This window comes from Pyxidicoccus xibeiensis (genome assembly GCF_024198175.1).
Lineage (GTDB): Bacteria > Myxococcota > Myxococcia > Myxococcales > Myxococcaceae > Myxococcus > Myxococcus xibeiensis.
This window is the reverse complement of sequence record NZ_JAJVKV010000001.1, coordinates 1,745,679-1,769,403: the sequence shown is the minus strand read 5'-3', so window position 1 is coordinate 1,769,403 and position 23,725 is coordinate 1,745,679. Positions and strand designations below refer to the sequence as shown.

Below are 23,725 nucleotides of genomic sequence, written 5' to 3'. Positions count from 1 at the left end.
GAGCAGGCGTCCGCCACGTGGCGTGAAGACTCCCACGGAGTGACCGGCTGTGTGCCTCCACGCATCGTGGCCGTTGCGCGCGGCGCCGGGTCTCCTGACCGCAAGCGGACGCGGCCAACGGGCGTCCCTCCCACCCCCCGAGTTCCCCCATGACTGCTCGTCTTCCCGCCTTCAGCGGCACCCTTCTGTCTACCCTCGCGCTCGGCCTGTCTGCCTGTGGTGGTGACGGCGCCAGCCTGCGCTTCACGGCGAACGAGCGCGCGGTGAGCACCTCCAGTGCGTGGATCAACGCCGCGGCCGAGTCGCCCCCGGTGCCCTCCACCGTGTTCCAGTCGAGCGATGGCACCGCCTTCACGCTCACCCAGGCACGCATCCACCTGCGCGACATCCGCCTGGACCTGCCCAAGGGCACGAAGTGCGGAGAGGTCAGCGGCCTGCTCGAGGGCGCCGAGTGCAAGGGCGGCGACAGCTCGGGAACCATCCAGGTGCCGGGCCCCATCGTGGTGGACCTGCTGACGGGCACGACGACTCCGGACCTGTCCGGGCTGCGCATCCCCGCGGGCAACTACAAGCGCATCGACTTCCGGCTGGAGGAGGCGAAGTCCGACGAGGTGGGCGCCACCGAGCCTCTGCTGGGCTACAGCTTCCTGGCGCGCGCGGACTTCACCCAGGACGGCGTGGCGCGGAAGCTGGAGATGCTCTTCAAGTTCAGCGAGGACGCGCGCTTCGAGTCCTCCACCGGTGTGGACGTGCCGGAGGGTGGCTCGCTCGTGGCGTTCCTCAAGCCGCAGGTGTGGCTGGAGGGGCTGCCCCTGGGTGAGTGCATCCAGGACGGCGACGTCGAGGTGGCCAACGACACGGTCCGCATCGACGGCAAGTCCGGCGGCAAGTGCAGCGACGCGGAGAGCACCGTGAAGAGCAACATCAAGCGCAGCGGCGACCTGCGGAAGTCCGACGAGGGCTGAGACGTGGACGCGCCTGGATGGAAGGAACGCTCCTTCCAGGCGCCGACGCCGCAGGACCGTCTCGGTCCGGCGGGCTGGCTCCTTCACGCGGAATGAGCGTTCCTTCCGGGCGCTGGCCTCGGACCACGCTTGGTCCGGCGGGCTGGCTCCTTCACGCGGAATGAGCGTTCCTTCCGGGCGCCGCCGGCCCCGAACCGCTCACCGCGTCCCGGGCTGCCGCCTCCCCGGCACAGCACGTCCCGAGGGCGCGGGCGTGCGCGCACGGGCCCGGGACACGGAGGGCGGCGGCTCGCCCGTGCAGGACTCCAGGAAGCCCAGGTCGGGTGCCGCGCCGCAGAACGTCCCGTTGCCCGGCAGCCTCGGGTCTCCGGCGTTGCGCGCGGGTGAGCCCACCTGCGTGAAGAAGTCCTGCCGTACCGGGTCCCGTACGAAGAGCGGGTCGGCGACGCGGCTCTGCACGTCCTGCCCGCTGCGCTGCTTCCAGCCCGCCAGCGAGCTATCCTTCCCATCCCACCGGAAGACGATGTCACCGCCCGGCCGGAAGGCCAGGTTGCGGTCCGACACGAAGTCCCTCACGCCCGACGAGCGCACCTCGAGCGCTCGCGGCGCCGAGTAGATGATGTTTCCCTGCACCCGCAGCGCGTGCGCCGGGCCGTGGTCACCGTCGCCCAGCTTGATGCCACCCACGGGAAGGAAGGCCAGCGTGTTGTGGTACAGCCGCACGCGCCGGCTGGTGCCCACGCGCAGCCCGTCACCGCTGCCGCCCTTGTCCGTGGTGCCGTTGAACACGATGTTGCGGCGGACGATGACGTCCGTGACGGGTTCCTTCAGCACCATGTTCCCCCCGAGCGACAGCCCCCGCCCGCTGTCCCAGACGCGGTTGCCCTCGATGAGGATGCGGCGCGCGGAGTAGTGCACCACCATGGCCGCGCCCTGCGGAGCGGTGGTGGCCGGGCGGTAGCCGAAGAACTTGTTGTTGCGGATGGTGACGCGCTCGCACGTCTTGATGTCGACGGCGTTCTCCCGGTCCTCGTGGAAGCGGTTGCCCTCCACGGTGATGTCCACGGGGATGGACGTGCCCGGCGTGGTGTCCGGGCCCTGGCACTGGAACGAGTCACCGCCGTTGCTCCACGCCTCGTTGCCCTGGATGAGGATGCGGGCCGTGTCCGGCTGCACCAGCAGGCCGTGGCTGTCCTTCGACGCACCCCACCGGTAGTCGTGCACCAGGTTGCGCAGGAAGCCGATGTCCGCCGCACCGCCGTAGAACGTCACCGCGGCCGGGCCCGTGCCGCCGGAGACCTCGCTGTTGCGCACGACGACGTGGCGCGCACCCTGGAACCGGATGCCGTGCGCCTGCGAGCCCGCCGCCTGGATGTCGAGGCCATCCACCACCCAGTAGCTGCGCGCGATGCGCAGCATGGGCGTGGTCTTCCCGTCCCCTCCGCGCAGCACGGGCCGCTCGCCGGGGGCGGCGAGCAGCTGGATGGGCGCGTCCGGCAGCCCGTCGCGCGCGGCGCCGCCAATGTCCACGCGCTCCACATACGTGCCTTCGTGGACGAGGACGGCATCCCCTGGACGCAGCCGGGTGACGGCGTTGCGCACCGTGCGCCATGGCCGCTGCTCCGTGCCGGGGTTGCCGTCGTTGCCCGTGATGGCGACATGGAAGACACGGCGGGGCTTCAGCTCAGCGAATGACAGGTCCGGCCGTACCTGAGCGCCGATGCCGTCGTCGGTGTCGGGCGCGGGTGGCTGCTGGGCCACGGCCGGAGTGGCCGCGAGCAGGAGGAGCAGCGTCCAACAGGTCTTCGTGGGCACGGTCATGCGTCGCATCCCTTCCTTCCTGGACGGGGAACAGTCCCAGCCCAACGAAAGATGCGGCTCGGACTTCATGTACGGCCATGCCAGCGAGCGAGCGCCCGAGCCGCCCGGAGGAGGGCAGGCGAGACCTCGGTTCAGAGCCGCGTCATCCCAGCGAGCATCGTCCAGACCACGGGCCCGAGGAACAGCACCCAGGCAAGCACCGAAGCCACGCCGAGCACGATGCCCGTCAGCGCCTGCCCCCGCCGGCCGATGGGAGGCCGTGCCTGCGGGTCCACGCGCCGCAGGGCGATGACGCCGAGGATGATGGCCAGAGGGGCGAACAGCGGCATGAACAGCGAGCTGAAGCCCAGTGAGGCCGCGTGCCGCGCCAGCGGGTTGTTGACGCGGAGCTCCCACAGGCGGCGCAGGGCCTTCTCGGAGACGTCCACCTGGAAGAAGAGCCGGCTGCGCGTGTCCAGGAAGAGCTGCAGCGCGAAGACGAAGAGGATGAAGACCGCGCCCAGCCCGGCGATGCCGTTGTCGGGTGCGATGACGAACCCCACACAGGCGGCGGGCATGACGAGCAGCAGGGCTCGCGCCCACCGCATGCCCAGGAAGAAGGCAACTCCCACCCCGGCGGCGGCCAGCAGCGCCAGCGCGGCATCCACCCGCTTCAGCCCGAGCGCCGTCATCACCGCGAGAAACACCAGCGCCAGCGAGCCGGCGCCGACGAGCCACGCCCCCGAGTCCCGCTTCCCCCAGTACTTCCGGCGGAAGTCCTCCAGGTAGTTCACCTCCGGCCGGGCCGCGCACACGGCGCAGTACAGCGTCCCCATCACCCAGGTGCTGCACGCGGTGCAGATGAACCCGCCGCAGCGCTGGCAGGTGGCGGCCGCGAGCTCCTCGGGATGGACGCCGCAGCGGGGCAGGGCGCCGGGTGACACTTCGACGGACATGCGCCCCAGTGTCGCACGGCGGCCCCCTGTCCGGAGCGCCGTCTTACGCTCCCCGGCGCCCGTGAAACCCTGGTGAGACGTCGAATGACAGACACCGCCCGCCTGCCTGTCGCGGGGGCGGGCCCTGCCTGCCTGGTTGCTCCCGCAGGGGCATTCATCCTCCCAGGTGGGTCACCCGTCCATGTCAGTCCCGGGTTGTATGCATTGAGGTGTGATGGATTTCTCCACAGTCGATGCGCTGCGCCAGAAGCACCCTGCCTGGAGGCTGCTGGTCGCAGACCATGCGCCGCTCATCGTCAGCTTCCTGCACGGCAGCTTCCTGGAGGCCAACGCGCGGGCCCTGCCCCAGCGGGAGCTGGTGCTGCGGCTGGAGGACCACCTGCACACGCTGCGCGAGCGGCTGGGCGAGGACGCCTTCCCGCGCGCCGCCGCGTCGTACCTCGAGGACTGGTCGGCGGACGGGCGGGGCTGGCTGCGCCGCTTCTACCCGCCGGACACGGACGAGCCCCACTACGACCTGACCTCCTCGGCCGAGCGCGCCATCCGCTGGCTCTCGCAGCTCACCGAGCGCTCCTTCGTGGGCACCGAGTCGCGGCTGCTCACCGTCTTCAACCTGCTGGAGCAGATGACGGAGGGCACCGAGGTCGACCCGCGGGCACGGCTCGCGGAGCTGGAGCGGCGCAAGGCCGAAATCGAGGCGGAGATGGCGCACGTGCGCGCCGGCAACCTGGAGCTGATGGACGAGGCCGCCCTCAAGGACCGCTTCCAGCAGATGGCCGACACCGCGCGCGGCCTGCTGTCCGACTTCCGCGAGCTGGAGCACGGCTTCCGCGAGCTCGACAGGGTGGTGCGCGAGCGCATCGCCACCTGGGAGGGCACCCAGGGCGAGCTGCTGGAGAAGGTGCTCGGCGAGCATGACGCCATCAGCGGCTCGGACCAGGGCCGCAGCTTCCGCGCCTTCTGGGACTTCCTCATGTCCCCCGAGCGCCAGGAGGCCCTGACGCGCAAGCTGGAGCGCGTCTTCGCCCTCCCGGCCGTGCAGGCGCTCCAGCCGGACCCGCGCCTGCTGCGCATCCACTTCGACTGGCTCGAGACTGGCGAGCACACCCAGCGGACCGTGGCCCGGCTGTCCGAGCAGCTCCGGCGCTACCTGGACGACCGGGCGTGGCTGGAGAACCGCCGCATCATGCAGCTGCTGCGCGGGGTGGAGCAGCACGCGCTCGCCGTGCGCGCCCAGCCTCCCGGGCGGGCGTTCATGGAAATCGACGAGCCCGCGCCCTCGGTGGAGCTGCCCCTGGAGCGGCCCCTGTTCTCCCCCCCGCCCCGGCTGCGCATGGCGGACTCGCTGGTGCTGGACGGCAGCGACGACGTCCCCGCGGATGCCCTGTTCTCCCAGGCGTTCATCGACAAGGAGCAGCTGCGGGAGAACGTCCGCCACGCGCTCCAGGCCCGCGAGCAGGTGTCGCTCGCGGAGCTGCTGAGAGAAGCCCCGCTCCAGCACGGCCTCGCCGAGCTGGTGGCCTACCTCGACCTCGCGGCCGAGGACCGCAACGCCCACTTCGAGGAGGCGCGCACGCAGACGCTGCTCTGGACGGATGCGCGCGGCCACACCCGGCAAATCACCCTTCCCCTGGTCCTCTTCCACCGATGAATACCCACGCCCCTCGTACGACTGACGCTTCCGACTCCCTGTCCCTCGTGCTCGTCGCCCTGATGAAGGGCGTCGTCTACCAGGAGGGCGACGCCGCCCTGTGGCAGGGGCTGCTCAACGTGCACGAGCGCGTGCGTGAGCACGTCGCCGTGCTGGGCCTGCGGCTCGTGCTGGACGAGGCCGAGGGCTATGCCTACCTGCGCCAGCAACCCTCTGCTGAAGGCGGGGCGGAGCTGCCGCACCTCGTGCCGCGCCGGCAGCTCGGCTACGGGGTGAGCCTGCTGCTCGCGCTCTTGCGCAAGAAGCTCGCCGAGTCGGAGGCCACGGCGGGCGGCGGGCGGCTCGTGCTGCGGCGCGAGGAGATCATCGACCTGGTGCGCCTCTTCCTGCCGGACGGGACGAACGAGGCCCGGATGATGGACCGCGTGGACGCGGACCTCGCCAAGGTGATGGAGCTGGGCTTCCTGCGGAAGCTGCGCGGCGGAGACGACGCCTTCGAGGTGCGCCGCATCCTCAAGGCCTTCGTCGACGCGCAGTGGCTGGACACCTTCCAGCAGCGGCTCGCGGACTACCGGGCGCACCTGCGGGGTGAGCTCACGGAAGAGAATGGAGCGACACCATGAGCACGGCACATCCCCTGGTGCAGGCGGACCTGCTCGACCTCGCCGCGCCCACCTCGCGCGCCGGGTTCCGGCTGCACCGCTTCGAGGCCTACAACTGGGGCACCTTCCACCAGCGCGTGTGGCACCTGGGGCTCAATGGCGACAACGGGCTGCTCACCGGTGACATCGGCTCGGGCAAGTCCACGCTGGTGGACGGCGTGGTGACGCTGCTCGTGCCGCCCCAGAAGCTGGCCTACAACAAGGCGGCGGGCGCGGAGTCGCGCGAGCGCACCCTGCGCTCGTACGTGCTCGGCCAGTACAAGTCCGAGCGCGGAGAGGGCGGGCAGGCCGCGAAGCCCGTCTTCCTGCGCGACGGGACGAGCTACTCCGTCCTTTTGGGCCACTTCTACAACGAGGGCTACGACCAGCACGTCACCCTGGCCCAGGTGCTGTGGATGCGTGAGTCGGAAGGACAGCCCGCGCGCCTCTACATCGTCTCCGACGCGCGGCTCTCCATCGCCGAGCACTTCGCGGGCTTCGGCGCGGACATCGCCGCGCTGAAGAAGCGCCTCAAGGGGCTGACGAAGGAGGTGCACGACACCTTCCCGCCCTACGCGGCGGCCTTCCGCCGGCGCTTCGGCATCAAGGACGAGCAGGCGCTGGACCTCTTCCACCAGACGGTGTCGATGAAGGCGGTGGGCAACCTCACCGACTTCGTGCGCCAGCACATGCTCCAGCCGTCCGCGGTGGAGCCCCGCCTCACCGCGCTCATCGGCCACTTCGATGATTTGCACCGCGCGCACGAGGCCGTCCTCAAGGCCAAGAAGCAGCTGGCGCTCCTGGAGCCCCTGGTGCGCGACTGCGAGCGCCACGAGTCCCTGGCCACCGAGCTGACCACCCTGCGCCGCTGCCGCGAGGCGCTGCGCCCATGGTTCGCCGCGCGCAAGGCGAAGCTCGTGGAGACGCAGCTCACCGAGTGGAGCACGGAGCGCGAGCAGGCCCGGCTGGAGGCCGGCGAATTGGTGGAGGAGCGCCGCCGCCAGGGCACCGAGCGCGACAGGCTGAAGCAGGCCATCGCCGCCAACGGGGGCGAGCGCCTGGAGACGGTGAAGGCGGAGCTGTCCCAGCGGCGGCGGCAGAAGGACGCGCGCTTCCAGAAGGCGGACCGCTACGCGCGGCTGGCCCAGTCGGCCGGCCTGCCCGCGGCCACGGACGCGGACCTCTTCCTGGCCAACACCCGCGCCCTCCACACGCAGATGGCCGCGGCGGAAGCCGAGCTGGGCCAGGGGCAGCACGCCCTCACCGACGTGGGCGTGGAGCTGCGCGGGCTCCAGCAGAAGCACGCTGAAGTCCACGCCGAGCTGGAGTCCCTGCGCCGCCGCCGCTCCAACCTGCCGTCGCGGATGCTCGCGCTGCGCGAGCGCATGTGCACGGAGCTGGGGCTGGAAGCCGACGCGCTGCCCTTCGTGGGCGAGCTGCTCCAGGTGCGCGAGGAGGAGCGCGACTGGGAGGGTGCGATTGAACGCGTGCTGCATGGCTTCGGCACGTCGCTGCTGGTGGCGGACACGTACTACGCGCAGGTGGCGCAGTGGGTGGAGCGCACGCACCTGGACGGGCGGCTCGTCTACTACCGGGTACGCGAGGAAGGCGCGCCGCGCACGCCGTCGCTCCAGCCTCACTCGCTGGTGCGCAAGCTGATGCTCAAGCCGGACTCGGGGATGTACCGGTGGCTGGAGGCGGAGCTGGCCCGGCGCTTCGACTACGCCTGCTGCGACACGCAGGAGCAGTTCCGCCGCGAGCGCCAGGCCCTGACGCGCTCCGGCCAGCTCAAGCGCTCCGGCGAGCAGCACGAGAAGGACGACCGGTTCCGGCTGGATGACCGCTCGCGGTACGTGCTCGGCTGGTCCAACGAGCAGAAGCGCGCCGCGCTGGAGCACGCGGCGAAGGCGCTGGAGACGCGCCTGCGTGACGCCACCGCGCGCGCCCAGGCCCTGGAGGCGCAGCGCAAGGCCCTGCAGGGACGCCGGGAGCTGCTGAGCCAGCTGGCCGTGTATGACTCCTTCCGCGAGCTGGACTGGCGCCCCGTCGCCACCGACGTCCAGCGCCTGGAGGAGCAGCTGCGCGAGCTGGAGTCCGCCTCCGACGTGCTGCGCACGCTGGAGGGGCAGCTGACCCGGCAGGAGCGCGACCTGGAGCGCACGGAGACGAAGCTCAAGGACACCGAGAAGCGGCTGGCCCGCCTGGAGGTGCGCGAGGAGGCCGCGCGCAAGGCCCTGGCCGGGTACGAGCAGGCCCAGCGCGAGGCCACCGAGGAGCTGCGCGCGTGCTACCCGCGCGTGGAGGCCCTGGTGGCGGAGGCTTCCGGAGCCACTGCGGGAGCCAATACGGGAGCCACTGCGGGCGGCAACGCGCCGGAGGACACCGGGGACGAGCGTGAGCGGCAGGTCCGCGAGGAGCTGCAGCGGCGCATCGACGCGGAGGGCAAGCGGATGGAGCGCGGGCGCGAGGCCATCATCCGCGCCATGCAGACCTACCGCGCGACCTTCCCGCTGGAGACGCAGGAGGTGGACGCCAGCCTGGACGCCGCGGGCGAGTACGCCGCCATGCTGCGCGCCCTGCGCGCGGACGACCTGCCCCGCTTCGAGACGCGCTTCCGCAGCCTGCTCACGGAGAACACCATCCGCGAGGTGGTGAACTTCCAGGGGCAGCTGTTGCGCGAGCGCCAGGACATCCGCGAGCGCATCGACACCATCAACCGCTCGCTGCGGGCCATCGACTACAACCCGGGCCGCTACATCCTCCTCGAAGCCCAGCCGAGCACCGACGCGGACGTGCGCGACTTCCAGGCGGAGCTGCGCGCGTGCACCGAGTCCTCGGCCTCCGAGCTTGGGGCAGCCGGGGACGACGCCTACTCGGAGAAGAAGTTCCTGGAGGTGAAGCGCATCATCGAGCGCTTCCGCGGGCGCGAGGGCAGCGCGGAGGCGGACGCGCGCTGGACGCGGCGGGTGACGGACGTGCGCAACTGGTTCAGCTTCTCCGCCTCCGAGCGCTGGCGCGAGGACGACCGGGAGCACGAGCACTACACGGACTCCGGCGGCAAGTCCGGCGGCCAGAAGGAGAAGCTGGCGTACACGGTGCTCGCGGCCAGCCTCGCGTACCAGTTCGGCCTGGAGTGGGGCGAGACACGCTCGCGCTCCTTCCGCTTCGTCGTCATCGACGAGGCCTTCGGCCGGGGCTCGGACGAGTCCGCCGCCTACGGGCTGGAGCTGTTCCGCCGGCTGGACTTGCAGCTGCTCATCGTCACGCCGCTCCAGAAGATTCGCGTCATCGAGCCCTACGTGGCGAGTGTGGGCTTCGTACACAACGAGGCGGGGCGCAGCTCGAAGGTCCGCAACCTGGCCATCGACGAGTATCGAGCAGAGAGGGAGGCACGCGGCGCCTGAGTGCCCGCTTTCCTCCTCATTCCCTACCCGGGGGGCGGGGGGTGCGTGCTAAGCGCCAGGGTGAATCCACGGCACCAAGACCTGGAGGCACCTTGTTCCAAATGAAGGCCCTCGTCGCCGCGGCCCTGCTCGTCGGGCTGCCGGCGCTCGCCCAGTCACCGCAGGAGGCGAAGCCGCTCGCACCCGGACGCGAAGCGCTCGCCCTGTCCTATGAGAAGTACACCCTGCCCAACGGGCTGGAGGTCATCCTCTCCGTCGACCGGAAGCTGCCCGTCGTCGCCGTCAACGTCTGGTACCACGTCGGCGCGTACCACGAGCAGCCCGGCCGCACCGGCTTCGCCCACCTCTTCGAGCACATGATGTTCCAGGGCTCGCGCAACGTGGCGGACGACGTCCACATCTCCCTGCTCGAGCAGATTGGCGGCACCGACCTCAACGGCACCACCAGCTTCGACCGCACCAACTACTTCGAGACCGTCCCGAGCAACCACGTGGAGACGGCGCTGTGGCTGGAGAGCGACCGCATGGGGTTCCTGCTGGACACCCTCACGGCGGAGAAGCTCGAGACGCAGCGCGAGGTGGTGAAGAACGAGCGCCGGCAGTCGACGGAAATCTCCCCGTACGGGCTGGCCCGCGAGAAGGCGTGGCAGACGCTCTTCCCGCTGCCGCACCCGTACCACGGTGACGTCATCGGCTCGATGAAGGACCTGAACGCGGCCACCCTGGACGACGTGAAGGGCTTCTTCCGCCAGTGGTACGCCCCGTCCAATGCGACGCTCGCCATCGTCGGTGACTTCGACGTCGCGAAGACGAAGGCGCTGGTGGAGAAGTACTTCGCCACGCTGCCGAGCACGCCCAAGCCGAAGCGCCCTGAAGTCGCCCCGGTGAAGCTCACCGCGCCCGTGGTCATCCGCCACGAGGAGAAGGTGGCCACGCTGCCGCTGCTGTCGCTCCAGTGGCACACGCCCGCGTACCTGGAGGCGGGGGACGCCACCGCCGACGTGCTGGCCACGGTGCTGGCCACCGGCAAGGCCAGCCGCCTCTACCGCCGGCTGGTGCTGGAGAAGCGCCTGGCGCAGAGCGTGAGCGCCACCCAGATGAGCCAGGGCGGCCAGTCCGTCTTCACGCTGGACGTCACCGCCAGCCCCGGCGTCTCCACGGACACGGTCCTCAAGGAGGTGGACGCGGTGCTGGAGGAGCTGCGCCGCAAGGGCATCACCCAGGACGAGCTGGACCGCGCGCGCACCCGCTTCGACACGCGCATGCTCGCCGGCCTCCAGGCCGTGGGCGGCTTCGGCGGCAAGGCGGACGTCCTCCAGAGCTACAACCACTTCACCGGCGAGCCCAGCTTCATTGCCCAGGACCTGGCCCGCTACGAGTCCCTCACCCCCGACGACGTGAAGCAGTTCGCCCAGGACACGCTGCGCAACGACGCGCGCGTCATCCTCCACGCCGTGCCGGCGCCCCGCCGTCAGCCCCCTGCAGCCCCGAAGGAGCGCAACTGATGCGTCGCCTCTTCACCGCCCTGCTCGTCACCACGCTGGCCGCCTGCGCCAGCACCCAGACGCCCCCGCCGCCCAGCCCGGACTCGCCCGCCCTCGGCGCCCAGCCCGAGCAGGTGCCCCCGGCCGAGGCCCCCAGTGACACCGAGGCCTTCCGCGCGAAGCCGCCCCAGCCGGGCAAGGCGCCGGAGCTGGTGCTGCCCACGTTCCAGAGCGCGAAGCTGGACAACGGGCTCACCGTCATCGTGAGCACCCGGCGTGAGCTGCCGCTCGTCTTCGTGGGCGTGGCCTTCGCCGCCGGCAGCGCGCAGGACCCCCGGGGCAAGGAGGGCCTGGCGGACCTGTCCTACCGGATGCTGCTGGAGGGCGCGGGCACCCGCGACACGGTGGCGCTGGACAACGCCTTCTCCGACCTGGGCGTGTCCCCGTCGCTGGAGGTGGAGTCGGACGGCGCGCAGGTGGGCGTGCGCGTGCTGAAGCGCAACGCGGACCCGGCGCTCGGCCTGCTCGCGGACATGGTGCTGCGGCCCACGTTCAGCGCGCAGACGTTCGAGCGGCGCAAGAAGCAGAACCTGGATGCCCTGGTGCGCATGCTCGGCTCGCCGTACATGCTCGCGCAGCTGGCGTACTACACCGCCGTCTTCGGCGAGGACCACCCGTACGGCCACATCTCGTCGGGCACGCCCGCCTCGGTGCAGGCGCTCACGCTTGGGGACGCGAAGGGCTTCTACCAGAAGCACTCCGGCCCCAAGGCCGCCGCGGTCCTCTTCGCCGGCGACATCACCCTCGACGAGGCGAAGGCCCTGGCGCAGAAGCACCTGGGCGCGTGGAAGGGCAAGGCCACGCCGCCTGCCGCCCCGCCCCCCACGGCCGCGCCTCCGCGCGAGCTGGTGCGGGTGATTCCGAAGCCGGACATGGAGCAGACCATCATCATGGCGGGCCGTCCCGGCATCGCCGTGGGCCACGCGGACGAGTACGCGCTGGAGCTGGCCACCACGGTGTTCGGTGGCTTCTTCGGCAGCCGCCTCAACATGAACCTGCGCGAGGCCAAGGGCTACAGCTACGGCGCGGGCGCCAGCTCCGTGCCGCGCCTGGGCGTGGGCCCGCTCATCACCTTCACCTCCGTGCGCCAGGACGTCACGGGGCCCGCCCTCAAGGAAGTGGTGGGGGAGATGAGCGGCCTGAAGGACAAGCCCATTTCGGAGAAGGAGCTGGAGGCCGCGCGCGAGGGGCTCATCCGCGGCTTCCCGGGCGCCTTCGAGACGGTGGAGGGCCTGGGCGCCAGCGCCGCGGACCTCTTCTTCCGGCGCCGGCCCATGGATGAGTACAACCGCACCGTGGAGGGGCTGCGCAAGGCCACCGCCGCCGAGGTGCAGCGCGTGGCGGAGCTCTACCTGGAGCCCGCCGCCATGCAGTTCATCCTCGTGGGGGACCCCAACACCATCCAGGAGCAGGTGAGCCCGCTCAACCTGGGCAAGCTGACCCCGGTGGAGCCGGACGCGGCGCCCACTCCGCGCGCGGCGAAGTAGCCACCGCGCTCGCCTGAGGTGCACACGGGCTCCCGGGAAGCACTCCCGGGGGCCCGTGGTGTCTCAGGGGGTCTCCTCGTCGGCGGCGTTGCGCTGCTCCGCCCGCTCGCGGCCGGCGCGCTCGCGCTCCAGCTCATCCGCCTCCTCGATGGGGCTGGTGATGTTGGGCACGGGGCCGCCCACCTCGGCGTCGCTGTCGAGCGCGAACTTCTGCTCGCGCGTGGAGTGGATGGACTCGCCGGCATACAGCGGCCGGGTGTCGTCCGCCTCCAGCCCGCGCTCCACGCGGTCCGGAGCGTAGGGAGGCTTGGTGGGGTTCTCCTTGCCGCCCTTGTACGGGTCGTACTTCCTGTTGGCCATGGGGCGCTCCTCGTCGGAAGGGGTACGGCTACGAGGTGAATGTCGGAGCGCGCCCCCCGCATACCAAGGCTCCCGCGACGGCACGGGCCCCCGGCTGCCTGGACGGGGGCCTCGAGAGCCACGCGCTTGCGAATTCTGGGATGCGGCTTCCGTGTCGCTCTCCCTCCTATTGACGGTTGCTCACGTGCCCTCCGGCCGGGGAGTCAGGGACCACGCGCAATCGCCTCTGCGAGGGGGAAGTGTGATGAGGCTTTTCCAGGAGAGACTTTTTCGAGGCGCACCTTCCAGCCGGTGCCTGCGAGTGCTGGCGGGGCTCGTGGCCGGAGCCGTGGTGCCCGGCTGTGAGAGCCGGCCCGCGCCGCCTCCAGCGCCCACGGCGGTTCCGTCACTCCAGCGCCCCGCCACACCTGCGTATGTCGAGGGAGAGGTGCTGGTGCGCTTCCGCGACGACGCCCCGGCCCTGAAGCAGGACGCCACGCACGCGGTGAAGGGCGCCCGCGTCATGCACCGGTTCCGCAAGCTGGCCGGGCTCCAGCACGTGCGGCTCCCGGAGGGCACGAGCGTCGAGCAGGCCCTGGAGCACTACCGCCGAGACCCGCTCGTCGCCTACGCGGAGCCCAACTTCATCTACATGCCCTCCGCGCTGCCCGCGGACTCGCGCTTCGGGGAGCTGTGGGCGCTGGACAACACGGGCCAGACGCTCGGCACGGTGGACGCGGACCTCAACGTGCCCGAGGCCTGGGCGATCCTCCAAGAGCGCGAGTCGGGCGTGGTCGCTGTCATCGACAGCGGCGTGGACTTCACGCACCCGGACCTGGCCGACAACATGTGGGTCAACCCCGGAGAGGTCGCCGGCAACGGCGTGGACGACGACGGCAATGGCTACGTCGACGACGTCCACGGCATCGACGCGACGGACTACACACGGACGAAGCCACCCATGGACGTCAACGGCCATGGCACGCACGTGGCCGGCACCATCGCCGCGCGCGCCGGCAACGGGCCCGGAGTCGTGGGGGTGAGCCCTCGCACGAAGCTCATCGCCTGCAAGATGGAAGACGCGTCAGGCAGCTTCAAGGGGGACGCCGCGCTCCGCTGCCTCGACTACCTGCTGGACCTGAAGACGCGGGCCCGCCACCCGGTGAACCTCATCGCCACGAACAACTCGTGGGGCGGGGCCTCGACCTCGCAGGCGCTGCAGGGGGCCATCAACCGCCACCTCCACGCAGGCATCCTCTTCGTGGCGGCCGCGGGCAACGCCGGCCTGGACCTGGATGCGGACGGTGGCGCCTTCTACCCGGCCGAACACGACCTGCCCAACGTCCTCAGCGTGGGGGCCTCGGACGCGTGGGACCGCCGGGCCCCGTTCTCCAATCACGGGCGCCAGCGGGTGGACATCTTCGCTCCGGGGACCTCCATCCTGAGCACGGCCCTCCGAGGAGGGTTTGCCATCTACCAGGGCACGTCCATGGCGGCGCCCCATGTCACCGGCCTCGTGGCGCTCCTGCACGCGCAGGAGCCCGGACGCGACTGGCGGGCGCTGCGCAACCTGGTGCTCAGCGGTGGCCAGCAGGTGCCTGCGCTGCGCGACCACAGCGTCACCGGCCGCCGCATCCGGGCCGTGGGTACGGGAGGCGTGGGCTCGCTGACCTGCGCGGACCAGACGGTGGTCAGGCGCCTGGAGCCCTCGGGAGACGTCGTCCACGCCGGTGAGGAGCGGCCGGACTTCAACAGCATCATGACGCTGGCCGCGCTGAACATCCGCTGCGACCAGGCCGCGGGGCCGGTGACGGTCCAGCTGAGCGTGGAGCCCTGGAGCCTCGTCCTCCTCGACGATGGCCAGGGCCCCGACCGGGTCGCCGGAGACGGCATCGCCACCGCGGAGTGGGCTCCCCCGGAGGAAGGGGGCGTCACCGTCACCTTCCCCGGAGGAGACACCTTCACGGCCCATCGCCTGTTCTCGGGGACACCCGGCCTGTTTTCCGACGAGCGCGCCTACTGGAATCCCCATGAGCTGGCGCAGGCGGACTTCCGGGTCTCGTTCTGGGACAGAGGCACTCCAGCTCCCTATGTGGTCCAGTGGGACGCGGACTACGACGGGCGCTTCGACGTGGATGCGTCGAAGAGCGAGCCTGGCTCGCCGCCTCCCGGTCGTTCCTGGGTGCACTCCTCCGTCCAGCTGGTGCCGTCGAATCCGGAGCCGACGGCGGTGGCGGTGAGGGTGCTCGACGCGACTGGAAATGCCTCGCGCATCCAGCAGTTCCCTCCGACCTACCTCCTGGAGCATCCCGCCCCCGTGGAGCTGGCCCCGGAGGTCGTGGTGCCCCAGGTGCGCCACCCCTTCACGCTCGACATCGCCTTCATCGCACCGCTCCGCGCCGAGCGGTGGGTCGTGGAGTGGGACCTGGACCACGATGGGGTGAGCTTCCGCCCGACGGCGCAGGACCCCATCACCGAGCTCGTGTCCCTGACCGGGGCGCGGGTGCTCGGCCGCGGCTCGCGGGTGCATGCCTTCCCGACCACCGGTGTCCACCGGGTGGCCGCCCGGGTCGTGGGCCAACAGGGAGGTCCCTCGTCCATCATCACCTGGGGCGCCGTCGTCGCCTGCGGCACGCCCGTCATCCTGGACGTGAGCGTGGAAGGCGAAGGCAGGACGGAGCCGGTGACGGCGGGACTCAGCGCCCGGGCCGAGCCCGGCTGTGAGCCCATCCTCCGCTACCACTGGGACTTCGACGGGGACGGCCGGTTCGACGAGGTGACGACCGAGCCCTCCACCCGCCGCGTGTACGCGGACAACGCGGCCGGCAATGCCCCGCAGCGTGGCGTCGTGCGCGTCGAGTCCGCCACCGGGCACTACGACCGCGCCTTCGAGGTCCCCGTCGAGAACGCCCCTCCCCGGGTGGAGCTCATCCCCAAGCAGGTCGTGACAAAGCTGGAGCCGATGACGTACCAGGTCCAGGCGTCAGACCCCGGCCCGAACGACGTGCTCAGCTTCACGGTGAAGGGAGCTCCTGAGTGGGTCCGCGTGGACAGGACGACGGGCCTGCTGTCCTGGGACCCTCCCGCGTCCTGGGCCACCAGGCACACGCCTCTCGACTTCGATGTCGTGGTGAGCGACGGCGACGAAGCCTTCACGGCCGTCTCCGTGAAGCTGGTGTCCATCTACCAACCCCAGGCGATTCCGGAGCCGCCGCCTCGTGAGGAGGACGGCGGGTGCTCCACCACCGGAGGGCTCTGCGTTCCCGCCCTCGTGCTGCTCGGGCTGCTCCCGTGGGGCCGCCGGAGGACTCGCGCGAGGCCGCGGGCCCGCGCCTAGCGGGAGGGCGGCGGTGGCTCCACCACCACCTGGGTGGAGAGGACGGTGTGCTCGGCCTCCCACCGCAGCCACAGCTTGGGGCGGGTCTTCTCGGAGCTGGTCGGGTCCACGCGCAGCGACAGCCAGTTGCGCTCGCGCAGGAAGCGGTCTTCGCCCACGGACAGCATCTCCGTCTGCAGGGCTTGTTGCAGGTTCTCCACTCCCTCCGCTGACATCAGGCGCATGCCCTGGAACTCGAGCCAGTTGGGCGGCGGGTGGACGATGCCGGAGGACGTCACCTGCACAATCGCGACCTCGGACAGCCCCTCGGGGAGGTGCTCCGGCTTTCGCGAGCGGATGAGGCCCCAGGCGGCCACGTGCACGTCACCGGACACCACCGTCACCGCGCAGCTGGACGCCTTCGCCAGGGTGAGAAGGTCCATCATCAGCCGGATGCGCTCGCCGCGGTGCACGAGGGACTCCCACTGGTCCAGCATGTCGTCGCGCAGCCCCACCATTCCGCCCGCGTTCTCCACGCCAGGGCCGAAGCGCAGGTGCACCAGGGGAACGGACGACACGAGGAGGACGTGCCGGGCCTTCGGCTTCTTCTCCTTCTCCTTCTCCGGCCGACCGGCGTGTTCCTTCCGCCACGCATCCAGGGCCGCCCACTGCGTGGGGCTCAGCACCTGGTACTCCGTCTTCCCGTTGGGCTGCACGCGGCTGGTGCGCCCGCTGCGCAGGTCCAGCACCACGAAGTCCACCTCACACCTTTCGCCCTCGAAGCGCAGGGTCTGGAGGTAGTGCGTGGTGGCCGGCTCCCGCTCGCGGGGCGTCTTGTCTTCCGTCTTCAGGCCGCCCAGTTGGAACGCCTCGAAGGCCAGGGCCGCCGCGCTGTAGACGGCCCGGTACCAGGCGGTGGTCAGGTGCTCCTCCTCGGAGCCCCAGCCGTCGACGATGTCGTGGTCGTCCCAGGTATACACGCCGGGCACTCGCGAGAGCATGGTGGCGATGCCCTCCTGGCCGCTCCAGTGCCGGCAGTACAGGTCCACGTAGCGGGACAGCAGCTCCTCGTGGAGGCCCGGGGGCGGCGGCTGCCCGGCCTTCAGCTCCATCGCCGTCTTGCGCAGCTGCCTCAGCTCATCCTGGCTGCTGTAGTCCCCGGCGGAGACAGAGTCCGCGTACACCTGGTCTCCGCCGCCGATGAGCAGGTGGAAGCCTCCCTCGGGTTCCTCGTGCTGGGTCCTCATGTCCTTCCAGCACGCGAAGGGGTGCTTCATGCGGTTCCACTTGTCCGCGCTGCTGGCGCCGTTGCAGGAGAAGAAGGCCGCGCGCGGCAGCTCTCCCGCCTTGGGGATGACGATGTCCTTCACGGCGTCCAATCCCACCGGCGCGGGGGTGCCCTCCAGCGACTCGAAGCGGTACGTCACCCGGTGCTGCGTGTCCTTGCGCCGCAGGGCCACGGTCCACTTCCACAGCACGCCGGCGCAACGCTTCAGGCTGGAGAAGTCCGCGGCCACCTTCGCCTCGCTGGAGGCGACGTCGGCGAGCTCCTGGGTGTCCGCGTCGAAGAAGCGCAGCCGGAGCGGCAGGGGCCGCGAGGCGTCCGTGCCCGCGAGATAAAGATTGACGGAGAAGGTCCACAGGTCCGCGGACCGCTGGTCCTCCGCATGGAGGATGGGTCCAAGCAACGTCTTCATCGTGCCCCCCTGGAAATGCGCTGGGGCTCAACGCCCCGGGCCCTGGCAGTCTACCCGGAGCGCCTCAGCCGCGGCGCGGGGGGACGCTTCACCGGGCGCGCGGGCGCGGTCCCCAAGTTGTCCACAGACCTGGGGGCAGTCGTGCGTTCACTTCCCGAGGAAGCCGAGCAGCGTGGCATGGACGCAGCAGGCTCGGCCGGAGAGAGCGCGCGCGTGTCCAGCGGTGGACCGCGGCGCTCGCGGCCCGTCAGGATGGGGTGGAAGGAGGGCAGCATGTCCCCGGCCGACGACTCGCTTCAGGCGGAGCTGCGCGACATCCTCGAGAGGCTGCGGACCTCGAAGGAGATGCAGTGGCACTCCGAGGTCGTGACGCGCTGGTCCGGCTCCGCGGACCGTGGCATCGGGGGCCTCCTCACGCTGCATGAGGCGCTCAGCGAGGTCGAGTCGGAGGCCTTCTGGGCCCTGTTCTCCTTCACCTGGGAGATAGAGCAGCACCTGGCGTGCCTGCATGATGGGAGGGGCGTACCCGCGCTCCTGCGGCTGACCTCACGTCCCATCCCGGGGCTGCGGTCTCCCATCCTGGAGCTGCGACGGCGGCAGAAGCTCGCCGGGCTCCTGGCCCTCCGGCAGTCCCCTCGCCTACTGATGGCCTGGCTGCTGCGCCTGACGGTGACGCCCGGCTCCCTCGAGCTGCCCGCGTGCTGGATGTATGAGTACGTCACCCGGGGCCTGGACCTGGAGCAGGAGGACGGGGCGCGGCGCTGGCGCAAGGCGCTGGTGGAGGCGGGGCATCCGCTCGGGGTGCTCCCGCTCCGTCTGCTGGACGTGGAGGCGGGGCTTCCAGCCTGCTACGGCGCTCCCCAGGGGCATCCCATGGCTGACGAGCGAGGCGCGCTCCCAGCCGAGGCCGGCCGCAGGTCCGTGCCACACGAGCTCCGGGACGAAGCGCTCCGCGAGCGGCTCACGACGGTGGTCCGCGAGTGGAGCTCGGGGAACCAGCGCATCGAGGCGCGGGCCTTCACGCTGACGCCTCCGGTGCTCGCGCGCACTCCGGGGCCGGAGCTGCTCGGGGCGCTCCGCCTGGACTGCCTGGAGGGCGCGGGCGAGGACACCCTCCGTGCCCTGTCTTCGCTCCGCCCGGAGGCCGTGTTCCGGAGCCTCTTCTCCGCCGCGGCCGCCGGAGGGCCCTACACCGAGGGTCAGCAAGGGGCCTACGGGCGCCTGGATGCGTGGCGCTCGCTGGCGGCCCTGGCGGGAGCAGAGGAGGGGCTCCCGCTCGAAGAGGTGGAAGGGCTGACGCTCGCCTGCGGCTGGGTGGACCTGGTGCCTCCGAGAGTCGCCACCCCGTGGTTCCTCGACAGCAGGTGGCAGCTCGCGGTGGCGGCGCTGCACGCGGACGGGGCGTCGCTTGCCGTGCTCGCGGCGACGGAGGCCCGGGACGAGGACGAGAAGTAGTCCCCGGCCCGCGCCCTACGCCTCGGAGCCTTCGAGGGCACGCGGGCTGAGCAGGCGCAGCGTCAGCACGAGCGCGAGGAACAGGATGCTGAAGCTCACGGTGACGAAGCGCAGGCCCACCCGGTCCGCCAGCGCGCCCTGGCCCCACACGCCCGCCGCGTACCCGCCGCCGAGCACCATGCTGTAGAGGCTGCTCATCCGCGCCTGCAGGTTGCGCGGCACGCGCGCCTGGCAGAAGGCGTGCATCCCGCTCATCAGCATCATGTAGTTCGCGCCGAGCACGAAGATGCCCACGGCCGCCAGCTGCAGCGACGGCGCCAGCCAGTAGAGCGAGGCCACCGCGCCGATGGAGAGCGCCAGCCACGCCAGCAGCCGCCGCTGGCCCAGCCGGTCCACCAGCGTGCCCACCACCAGCGCCGCCGTCACCGCGCCCGCCCCCTGGCAGGTGACGAGCAGCGACGTGGCCGCCGCGCCCTGGCCGAACTCGCGGATGGCGAACACCGGCACCAGGCCGATGAAGGGCGCCACCAGCGCCGCGATGAACAGCGTGCCCCACAGCATCAACGAGATGTCCGTGTCCTGCCGCGCCACCGAGATGCCATGGGCAATCTGCTTCCACAGGCCATTGGACGTCTTCGCCGAGTCCCGCGGCGGCACCTTCACCCGCGACAGCGCCACCAGCACCGCCACGAAGGACAGCGTGTTGACGAGCAGCGCCCACGACGTGCCGCCCACGCCCAGCACCATCGCCGCGAGCGCCGGGCCGATGATGCGCCCCAGGTTGAACTGCGCCGAGTTGAGGCTCATCGCGCTGTGCAAGTCGCTCGGCGGGACGAGCTCCGCGAGCATCGCGGAGAAGGCGGGGTTGATGAGCGTGGAGGCGCAGCCGTGCAGCAGCGAGATGACGGCCACCGCGGGCACGCTGAGCTGGTGCGTGAAGGCCAGCAGCGTCAGCACGCCCGCGAGCACCAGCTGCACCACCGTGCCGAGCGCCACGTAGGCGCGCCGGTCGAAGCGGTCCGCGAGCGCGCCGCCCACCGGGGACAGCACGACGGAGGGCAGGAAGGTGAGGGCGACGATGCCGCCCGTCCACTCGGCGCGGCCCGTCTCCTGCGTGACGTACACGCCCATGGCCACCGTCTCCATCCACGTGCCGATGGTGGAGACCAGCGCGCCCATCCAGACGGCGAGGTAGCCGGGATGGTCGAAGGCACGAAGCGAGGAGAGGCGGGGCAGTCGGAGTGCGCGCACGGCAGACGTCCTTGTAGCGCACGGAGGCCACGTCTGCCCGCGCGGCTCGCGTCATGATTTGAGCCGCAATGATGGGACTGGCAGAGGGGCCAGCAGCCGGGCTTCACCGTGCGCTGAGATGACACCGTACGGACGTGCCGAGTCCGGAGAACGTGACACGTCTCGCGAGGCTCGCTCGGAATCACGATGCGCAGGGACGGCGCACCCGTGGGCGCGGGTGCGCGGAGGTCAGGAACACGGCTGCGCCCCGTCGACGGAGTGTGCCCACACGACGCCCGTCCGCTCCACGCCCCGAGTCCCAGTCAGAGGCCCGCTGGCTGCGTGAGCTGGAGAGCCCGGACGCCACCACCCGCGTCGAGGCGGCGAAGGCGCTGGACCGCATGAAGTCGCGGCGGGCGCGGCGCCGGTGCCTGGAGCTGGTCCGGAGCGCGCTGCACCCGGGCGTCCGGGAGATAGCGGCCTGGCTGCTCGGGTGTATTTGCGCTCCAGGGCACGAAGCGCGCGCGGTCTCCGCCCTCTGCGAGGTGGTCTCTGACGAGGATGAGACCGTGATTGTGCGGGGAGTGGCCGCCGAAGCCCTGGGCATGGTCCTCCAGGATGGAAGCCCGCGCACGCGGGAGGCGCGCAGGGCGGGCGAGGCGCTGATGGCCCTGCTGCGAAGTCCCGAGCCGGAGCTGCGCTTCTGGGCGTCCTACGCCCTGGGGCTGCTGCGCTGGAAGCCCGCCCTCGAGGAGCTGGAGCGGCTCGCCGCCACGGACTCGGAGCGGCACCGGAGCTTCATCGGGACCGTGGGTGAGGAGGCGGCAAAGGCCGCCCACGTCATCCGCACCGGGGAGTGGCTGCTCTGAGCAGGCCGTCAGCAGTCCGCAGACACCTCCCGCAGCGCCTCACCTGCACACTGTTCGAATATGTCGGGACATTTGCGCCACTAAAACCCCCGACATTTCCGAACAGCGACGTGCGGCGGGCCGTCCGGGGGGGTGCGACAGCACGACGGGTACGGCCCCCGGTCCCGTTCGCCTGGCATTCGTCTCCGGGTTCCTGGCGTCCTGCTCAGCTCCGGCGCTGAGCGCCCACGCCGACAGTCACCGCACGCCGCGAGCGGAGGAGATGGGACCCTTGCCGGCGGGCTTCACGGTGCCGTCCTCGGAGATGCGCGCGCCCGTCTCGGGGAAGTCGTCCGCGGTGAGGCCGCGCACCAACTGGATGACGGCGCCGCTCGGGTCCGGCACGGCGATGCCCTTGTCCACCTGCTTCGTGGGGAGGATGCGGCCGGAGTGGTAGCGGCCGTCACCGCCGAGCTCCACCTCGAGCACCATGCCGAGCCCCTGCGGACCCTTCAGGTTGAAGCGGCCGTAGGTGGCGAAGTTGCCCATGGAGTAGGCGATGAGCCGGCCCTTGTAGAACTCCATGCCGCGCGCCACGTGGGGCCCGTGGCCGAGCACCAGGTGCGCGCCCGCGTCCACCACCGCGCGCGAGAAGGTGCGCAAATCGCCCCGGTCCTCGCCGAAGAACACCTCGCGGCCCTCGGGCACGTGGAGCGCCTTGCCGCCCTCGGCGCCGCCGTGGAAGGACACGATGACGAGGTCATGCTCCGCCGCCGCCGCGCTGACGAGCGCCGTGGCCGTGGCCAGGTTGTTGAGGTGGTTGCAGGACGGCGACGTGTGGAAGGCCACCATGCCGATGCGCAGCCCGTTGCGCTCAATCGTGGCGACGGAGCCCGGCGGACCGCTCCAGGGGATGCCGAGCTTGTCGAGCGTGGCCTCCGTCTCGCGGCGGCACACCTCGCCGAAGTCACCGGAGTGGTTGTTCGCCGTGGAGGCGAGGTCCACGCCCGCGTCCTTGAGGACCTGGCCGTACGACGTAGGCGAGCGGAACGCGTAGCAGTTGCCCTTGGAGCGGCACTTGGTCGTCTTGCCGCCGTCGCACAGCGGGCCTTCGAGGTTGACGAAGGTGAGGTCCGCGTCCTCCAGCAGGGGGCGCACGCCGGCGATGACGCTCTCGGCGCCCTCGGGGGGCAGGACGTCCTCGGGGACGGTGGTGCCGAGCATCACGTCACCCACGGCGCGGATGCGCACCCTGGCGCCCGGGGGCGGGGGAGGGCGGTTGCTGACCTGGGGCCCGCGCGCGAGCTTCTCCTGGAGCGCGGCCTGCCCGCGGGCCTGGGAGAGCGCGGACTCGAGGTCCGGGTGGTCGGGCTGGAGCTTCTGGACCTCGGTCCACTGCGCGAGCGCGTCGGACCAGCGGCCATCGACCTGATAGGCCCAGCCGAGCTCCCAGCGGCAGTCCACGCGTGAGGGCGCGGCGGCGACACAGGCGGACAGCTCGGTGATGGCGGTGCGGGTGTCCTTCGCCTTGAGGGCCTCGAGGCCGCGCGTGTAGCTCGCGTCGGCGTCGGCCACGGCGGGAGCGTTGGGGCCGGTGCGCAGGGCCACGGCGGCGGCGCGCAGGGCAGCGGCACCGGCTTCAGCGGCGGCCCGGCCGAGGTCGGAGACGTTGGCGGGAGGAGGCGTTGCTGCCTCGGAAGCTGCGGCGGTGCCCACCGCGTGCGTCACGGTGGCGGAGGTGGTGCCAGAGGCGGGCACGACGCCAGTCCGTACGTCCTCGCGACCCGTCGCCGGAACGGTGTTGGCGACTGCTGCCGAGGACCGTGCACCCTCATGAACCGCGGCCTTCACGGAGGCGATGCCAGCGGCCGACGCCGAGGTCGCGGCGAGGTCGGATTGGCCAGCATCCTCGACCGCGGCCTTCGCGGAGGCGATGCCAGCGGCCGTCACCGAGGTCGCGGCGAGGTCGGACTGTCCAGCATCCTCGACCGCGGCCTTCGCGGAGGCGATGCCAGCGGCCGTCACCGAGGTCGCGGCGATATCGGCACGCCGCTCCTGGCCCACTGCCGCCTTCACGGAGGCACCGCCCACCTGGTTCACGGTGCCGGCGATGCGGCCTCGTGCGAGGTCATGGACCGCGGCCCTCACGGACCTGTCGCCCGCCATGTGGACGGCGGACCCGGCGCGGGCTTCACCCCCGAGCGCGGCCTTCACGGAGCCCGAGCCGGCGGAGGAGAGCAGCTCGGCCGTACGGGCCTGCGCTGTGGAGAAGTTGTGGGCGGGAGCGGGCTCGCGTGCCGGGGGAGCACCCGGCGTGGCGGCGAGCGCCAGCATGAGGAGGACGGACGAGGGCATGGCGGGCGCATCTTACGGGCCCTCCAGGCGTCCGGGG

Annotated in this window: 15 protein-coding genes; 9 read left to right on the top strand and 6 right to left on the bottom strand. The window is 71.4% G+C overall.

The features are described 5' to 3' along the window. The first annotated feature begins 149 nt into the window (after nt 1-149). On the top strand, nt 150-965 hold the full coding sequence (locus LXT23_RS07105; protein ID WP_253979301.1) for a DUF4382 domain-containing protein: 816 nt from the start codon (nt 150-152) through the stop codon (nt 963-965). 198 nt (nt 966-1,163) lie between these two features. Here the strand turns inward: LXT23_RS07105 and LXT23_RS07100 are convergent, their stop codons facing one another. Both LXT23_RS07100 and LXT23_RS07095 read right to left on the bottom strand, forming a co-directional pair. Next, nucleotides 1,164-2,795 carry a right-handed parallel beta-helix repeat-containing protein gene (locus LXT23_RS07100; protein ID WP_253979300.1) on the bottom strand — a complete coding sequence of 544 codons (1,632 nt, stop codon included), beginning with the start codon at nt 2,793-2,795 and terminating at the stop codon, nt 1,164-1,166. A gap of 122 nt (nt 2,796-2,917) precedes the next feature. After that, nucleotides 2,918-3,721, bottom strand: coding sequence for a DUF4190 domain-containing protein (locus tag LXT23_RS07095; RefSeq protein WP_253979299.1), 804 nt, complete (start codon nt 3,719-3,721; stop codon nt 2,918-2,920). Between the two features lie 214 nt (nt 3,722-3,935). On the opposite strand from LXT23_RS07095, the gene LXT23_RS07090 reads away from it, so the two are divergent. The 5 genes from LXT23_RS07090 to LXT23_RS07070 all read left to right on the top strand — a co-directional run bounded on the left by LXT23_RS07090 (nt 3,936) and on the right by LXT23_RS07070 (nt 12,448). Then, nucleotides 3,936-5,372, top strand: coding sequence for a DUF3375 domain-containing protein (locus LXT23_RS07090; protein ID WP_253979298.1), 1,437 nt, complete (start codon nt 3,936-3,938; stop codon nt 5,370-5,372). A 47-nt stretch (nt 5,373-5,419) separates the two neighbouring features. After that, complete coding sequence (locus tag LXT23_RS07085) at nt 5,420-5,995, top strand: DUF4194 domain-containing protein (RefSeq protein WP_253979297.1); 576 nt, start codon at nt 5,420-5,422, stop codon at nt 5,993-5,995. Next, nucleotides 5,992-9,417 (top strand): ATP-binding protein, encoded by a 3,426-nt coding sequence (locus LXT23_RS07080; protein WP_253979296.1) that lies wholly within the window; start codon nt 5,992-5,994, stop codon nt 9,415-9,417. Before LXT23_RS07085 ends, LXT23_RS07080 begins: the two co-directional genes overlap by 4 nt. 101 nt (nt 9,418-9,518) lie before the next feature. Continuing rightward, nucleotides 9,519-10,922: a M16 family metallopeptidase gene (locus LXT23_RS07075; RefSeq protein ID WP_253979543.1), complete on the top strand. Its 1,404-nt coding sequence runs from the start codon at nt 9,519-9,521 to the stop codon at nt 10,920-10,922. Next, nucleotides 10,922-12,448, top strand: coding sequence for a M16 family metallopeptidase (locus LXT23_RS07070; protein WP_253979295.1), 1,527 nt, complete (start codon nt 10,922-10,924; stop codon nt 12,446-12,448). The genes LXT23_RS07075 and LXT23_RS07070 overlap by 1 nt, the downstream gene beginning before the upstream one ends. 63 nt (nt 12,449-12,511) lie before the next feature. Here LXT23_RS07070 and LXT23_RS07065 read toward each other — a convergent pair whose 3' ends face one another. Then, nucleotides 12,512-12,808 (bottom strand): hypothetical protein, encoded by a 297-nt coding sequence (locus LXT23_RS07065; protein ID WP_253979294.1) that lies wholly within the window; start codon nt 12,806-12,808, stop codon nt 12,512-12,514. A 316-nt stretch (nt 12,809-13,124) separates the two neighbouring features. Between LXT23_RS07065 and LXT23_RS07060 the strand changes: the two genes are divergently transcribed. After that, nucleotides 13,125-16,124, top strand: coding sequence for a S8 family peptidase (locus tag LXT23_RS07060; RefSeq protein WP_253979293.1), 3,000 nt, complete (start codon nt 13,125-13,127; stop codon nt 16,122-16,124). Here LXT23_RS07060 and LXT23_RS07055 read toward each other — a convergent pair. Next, nucleotides 16,121-17,800 (bottom strand): alkaline phosphatase D family protein, encoded by a 1,680-nt coding sequence (locus LXT23_RS07055; RefSeq protein WP_253979292.1) that lies wholly within the window; start codon nt 17,798-17,800, stop codon nt 16,121-16,123. The two genes, LXT23_RS07060 and LXT23_RS07055, sit on opposite strands and share 4 nt — an antisense overlap. Before the next feature lie 273 nt (nt 17,801-18,073). Here LXT23_RS07055 and LXT23_RS07050 point away from each other — a divergent pair, with 273 nt between their 5' ends. Then, a complete protein-coding gene (locus LXT23_RS07050; RefSeq protein WP_253979291.1) occupies nt 18,074-19,255 on the top strand; it encodes a DUF6183 family protein in 1,182 nt (393 codons plus the stop codon). 15 nt (nt 19,256-19,270) lie between these two features. Here LXT23_RS07050 and LXT23_RS07045 read toward each other — a convergent pair whose 3' ends face one another. Next, nucleotides 19,271-20,506 carry an MFS transporter gene (locus LXT23_RS07045; protein ID WP_253979290.1) on the bottom strand — a complete coding sequence of 412 codons (1,236 nt, stop codon included), beginning with the start codon at nt 20,504-20,506 and terminating at the stop codon, nt 19,271-19,273. Between the two features lie 260 nt (nt 20,507-20,766). Between LXT23_RS07045 and LXT23_RS07040 the strand changes: the two genes are divergently transcribed. Then, the gene (locus LXT23_RS07040) at nt 20,767-21,354 is read left to right on the top strand and encodes a HEAT repeat domain-containing protein (protein ID WP_253979289.1); all 588 of its coding nucleotides are present in this window, start codon (nt 20,767-20,769) and stop codon (nt 21,352-21,354) included. Between the two features lie 237 nt (nt 21,355-21,591). Here LXT23_RS07040 and LXT23_RS07035 read toward each other — a convergent pair whose 3' ends face one another. Continuing rightward, complete coding sequence (locus tag LXT23_RS07035; protein ID WP_253979288.1) at nt 21,592-23,688, bottom strand: CapA family protein; 2,097 nt, start codon at nt 23,686-23,688, stop codon at nt 21,592-21,594. Nucleotides 23,689-23,725 lie beyond the last annotated feature (37 nt).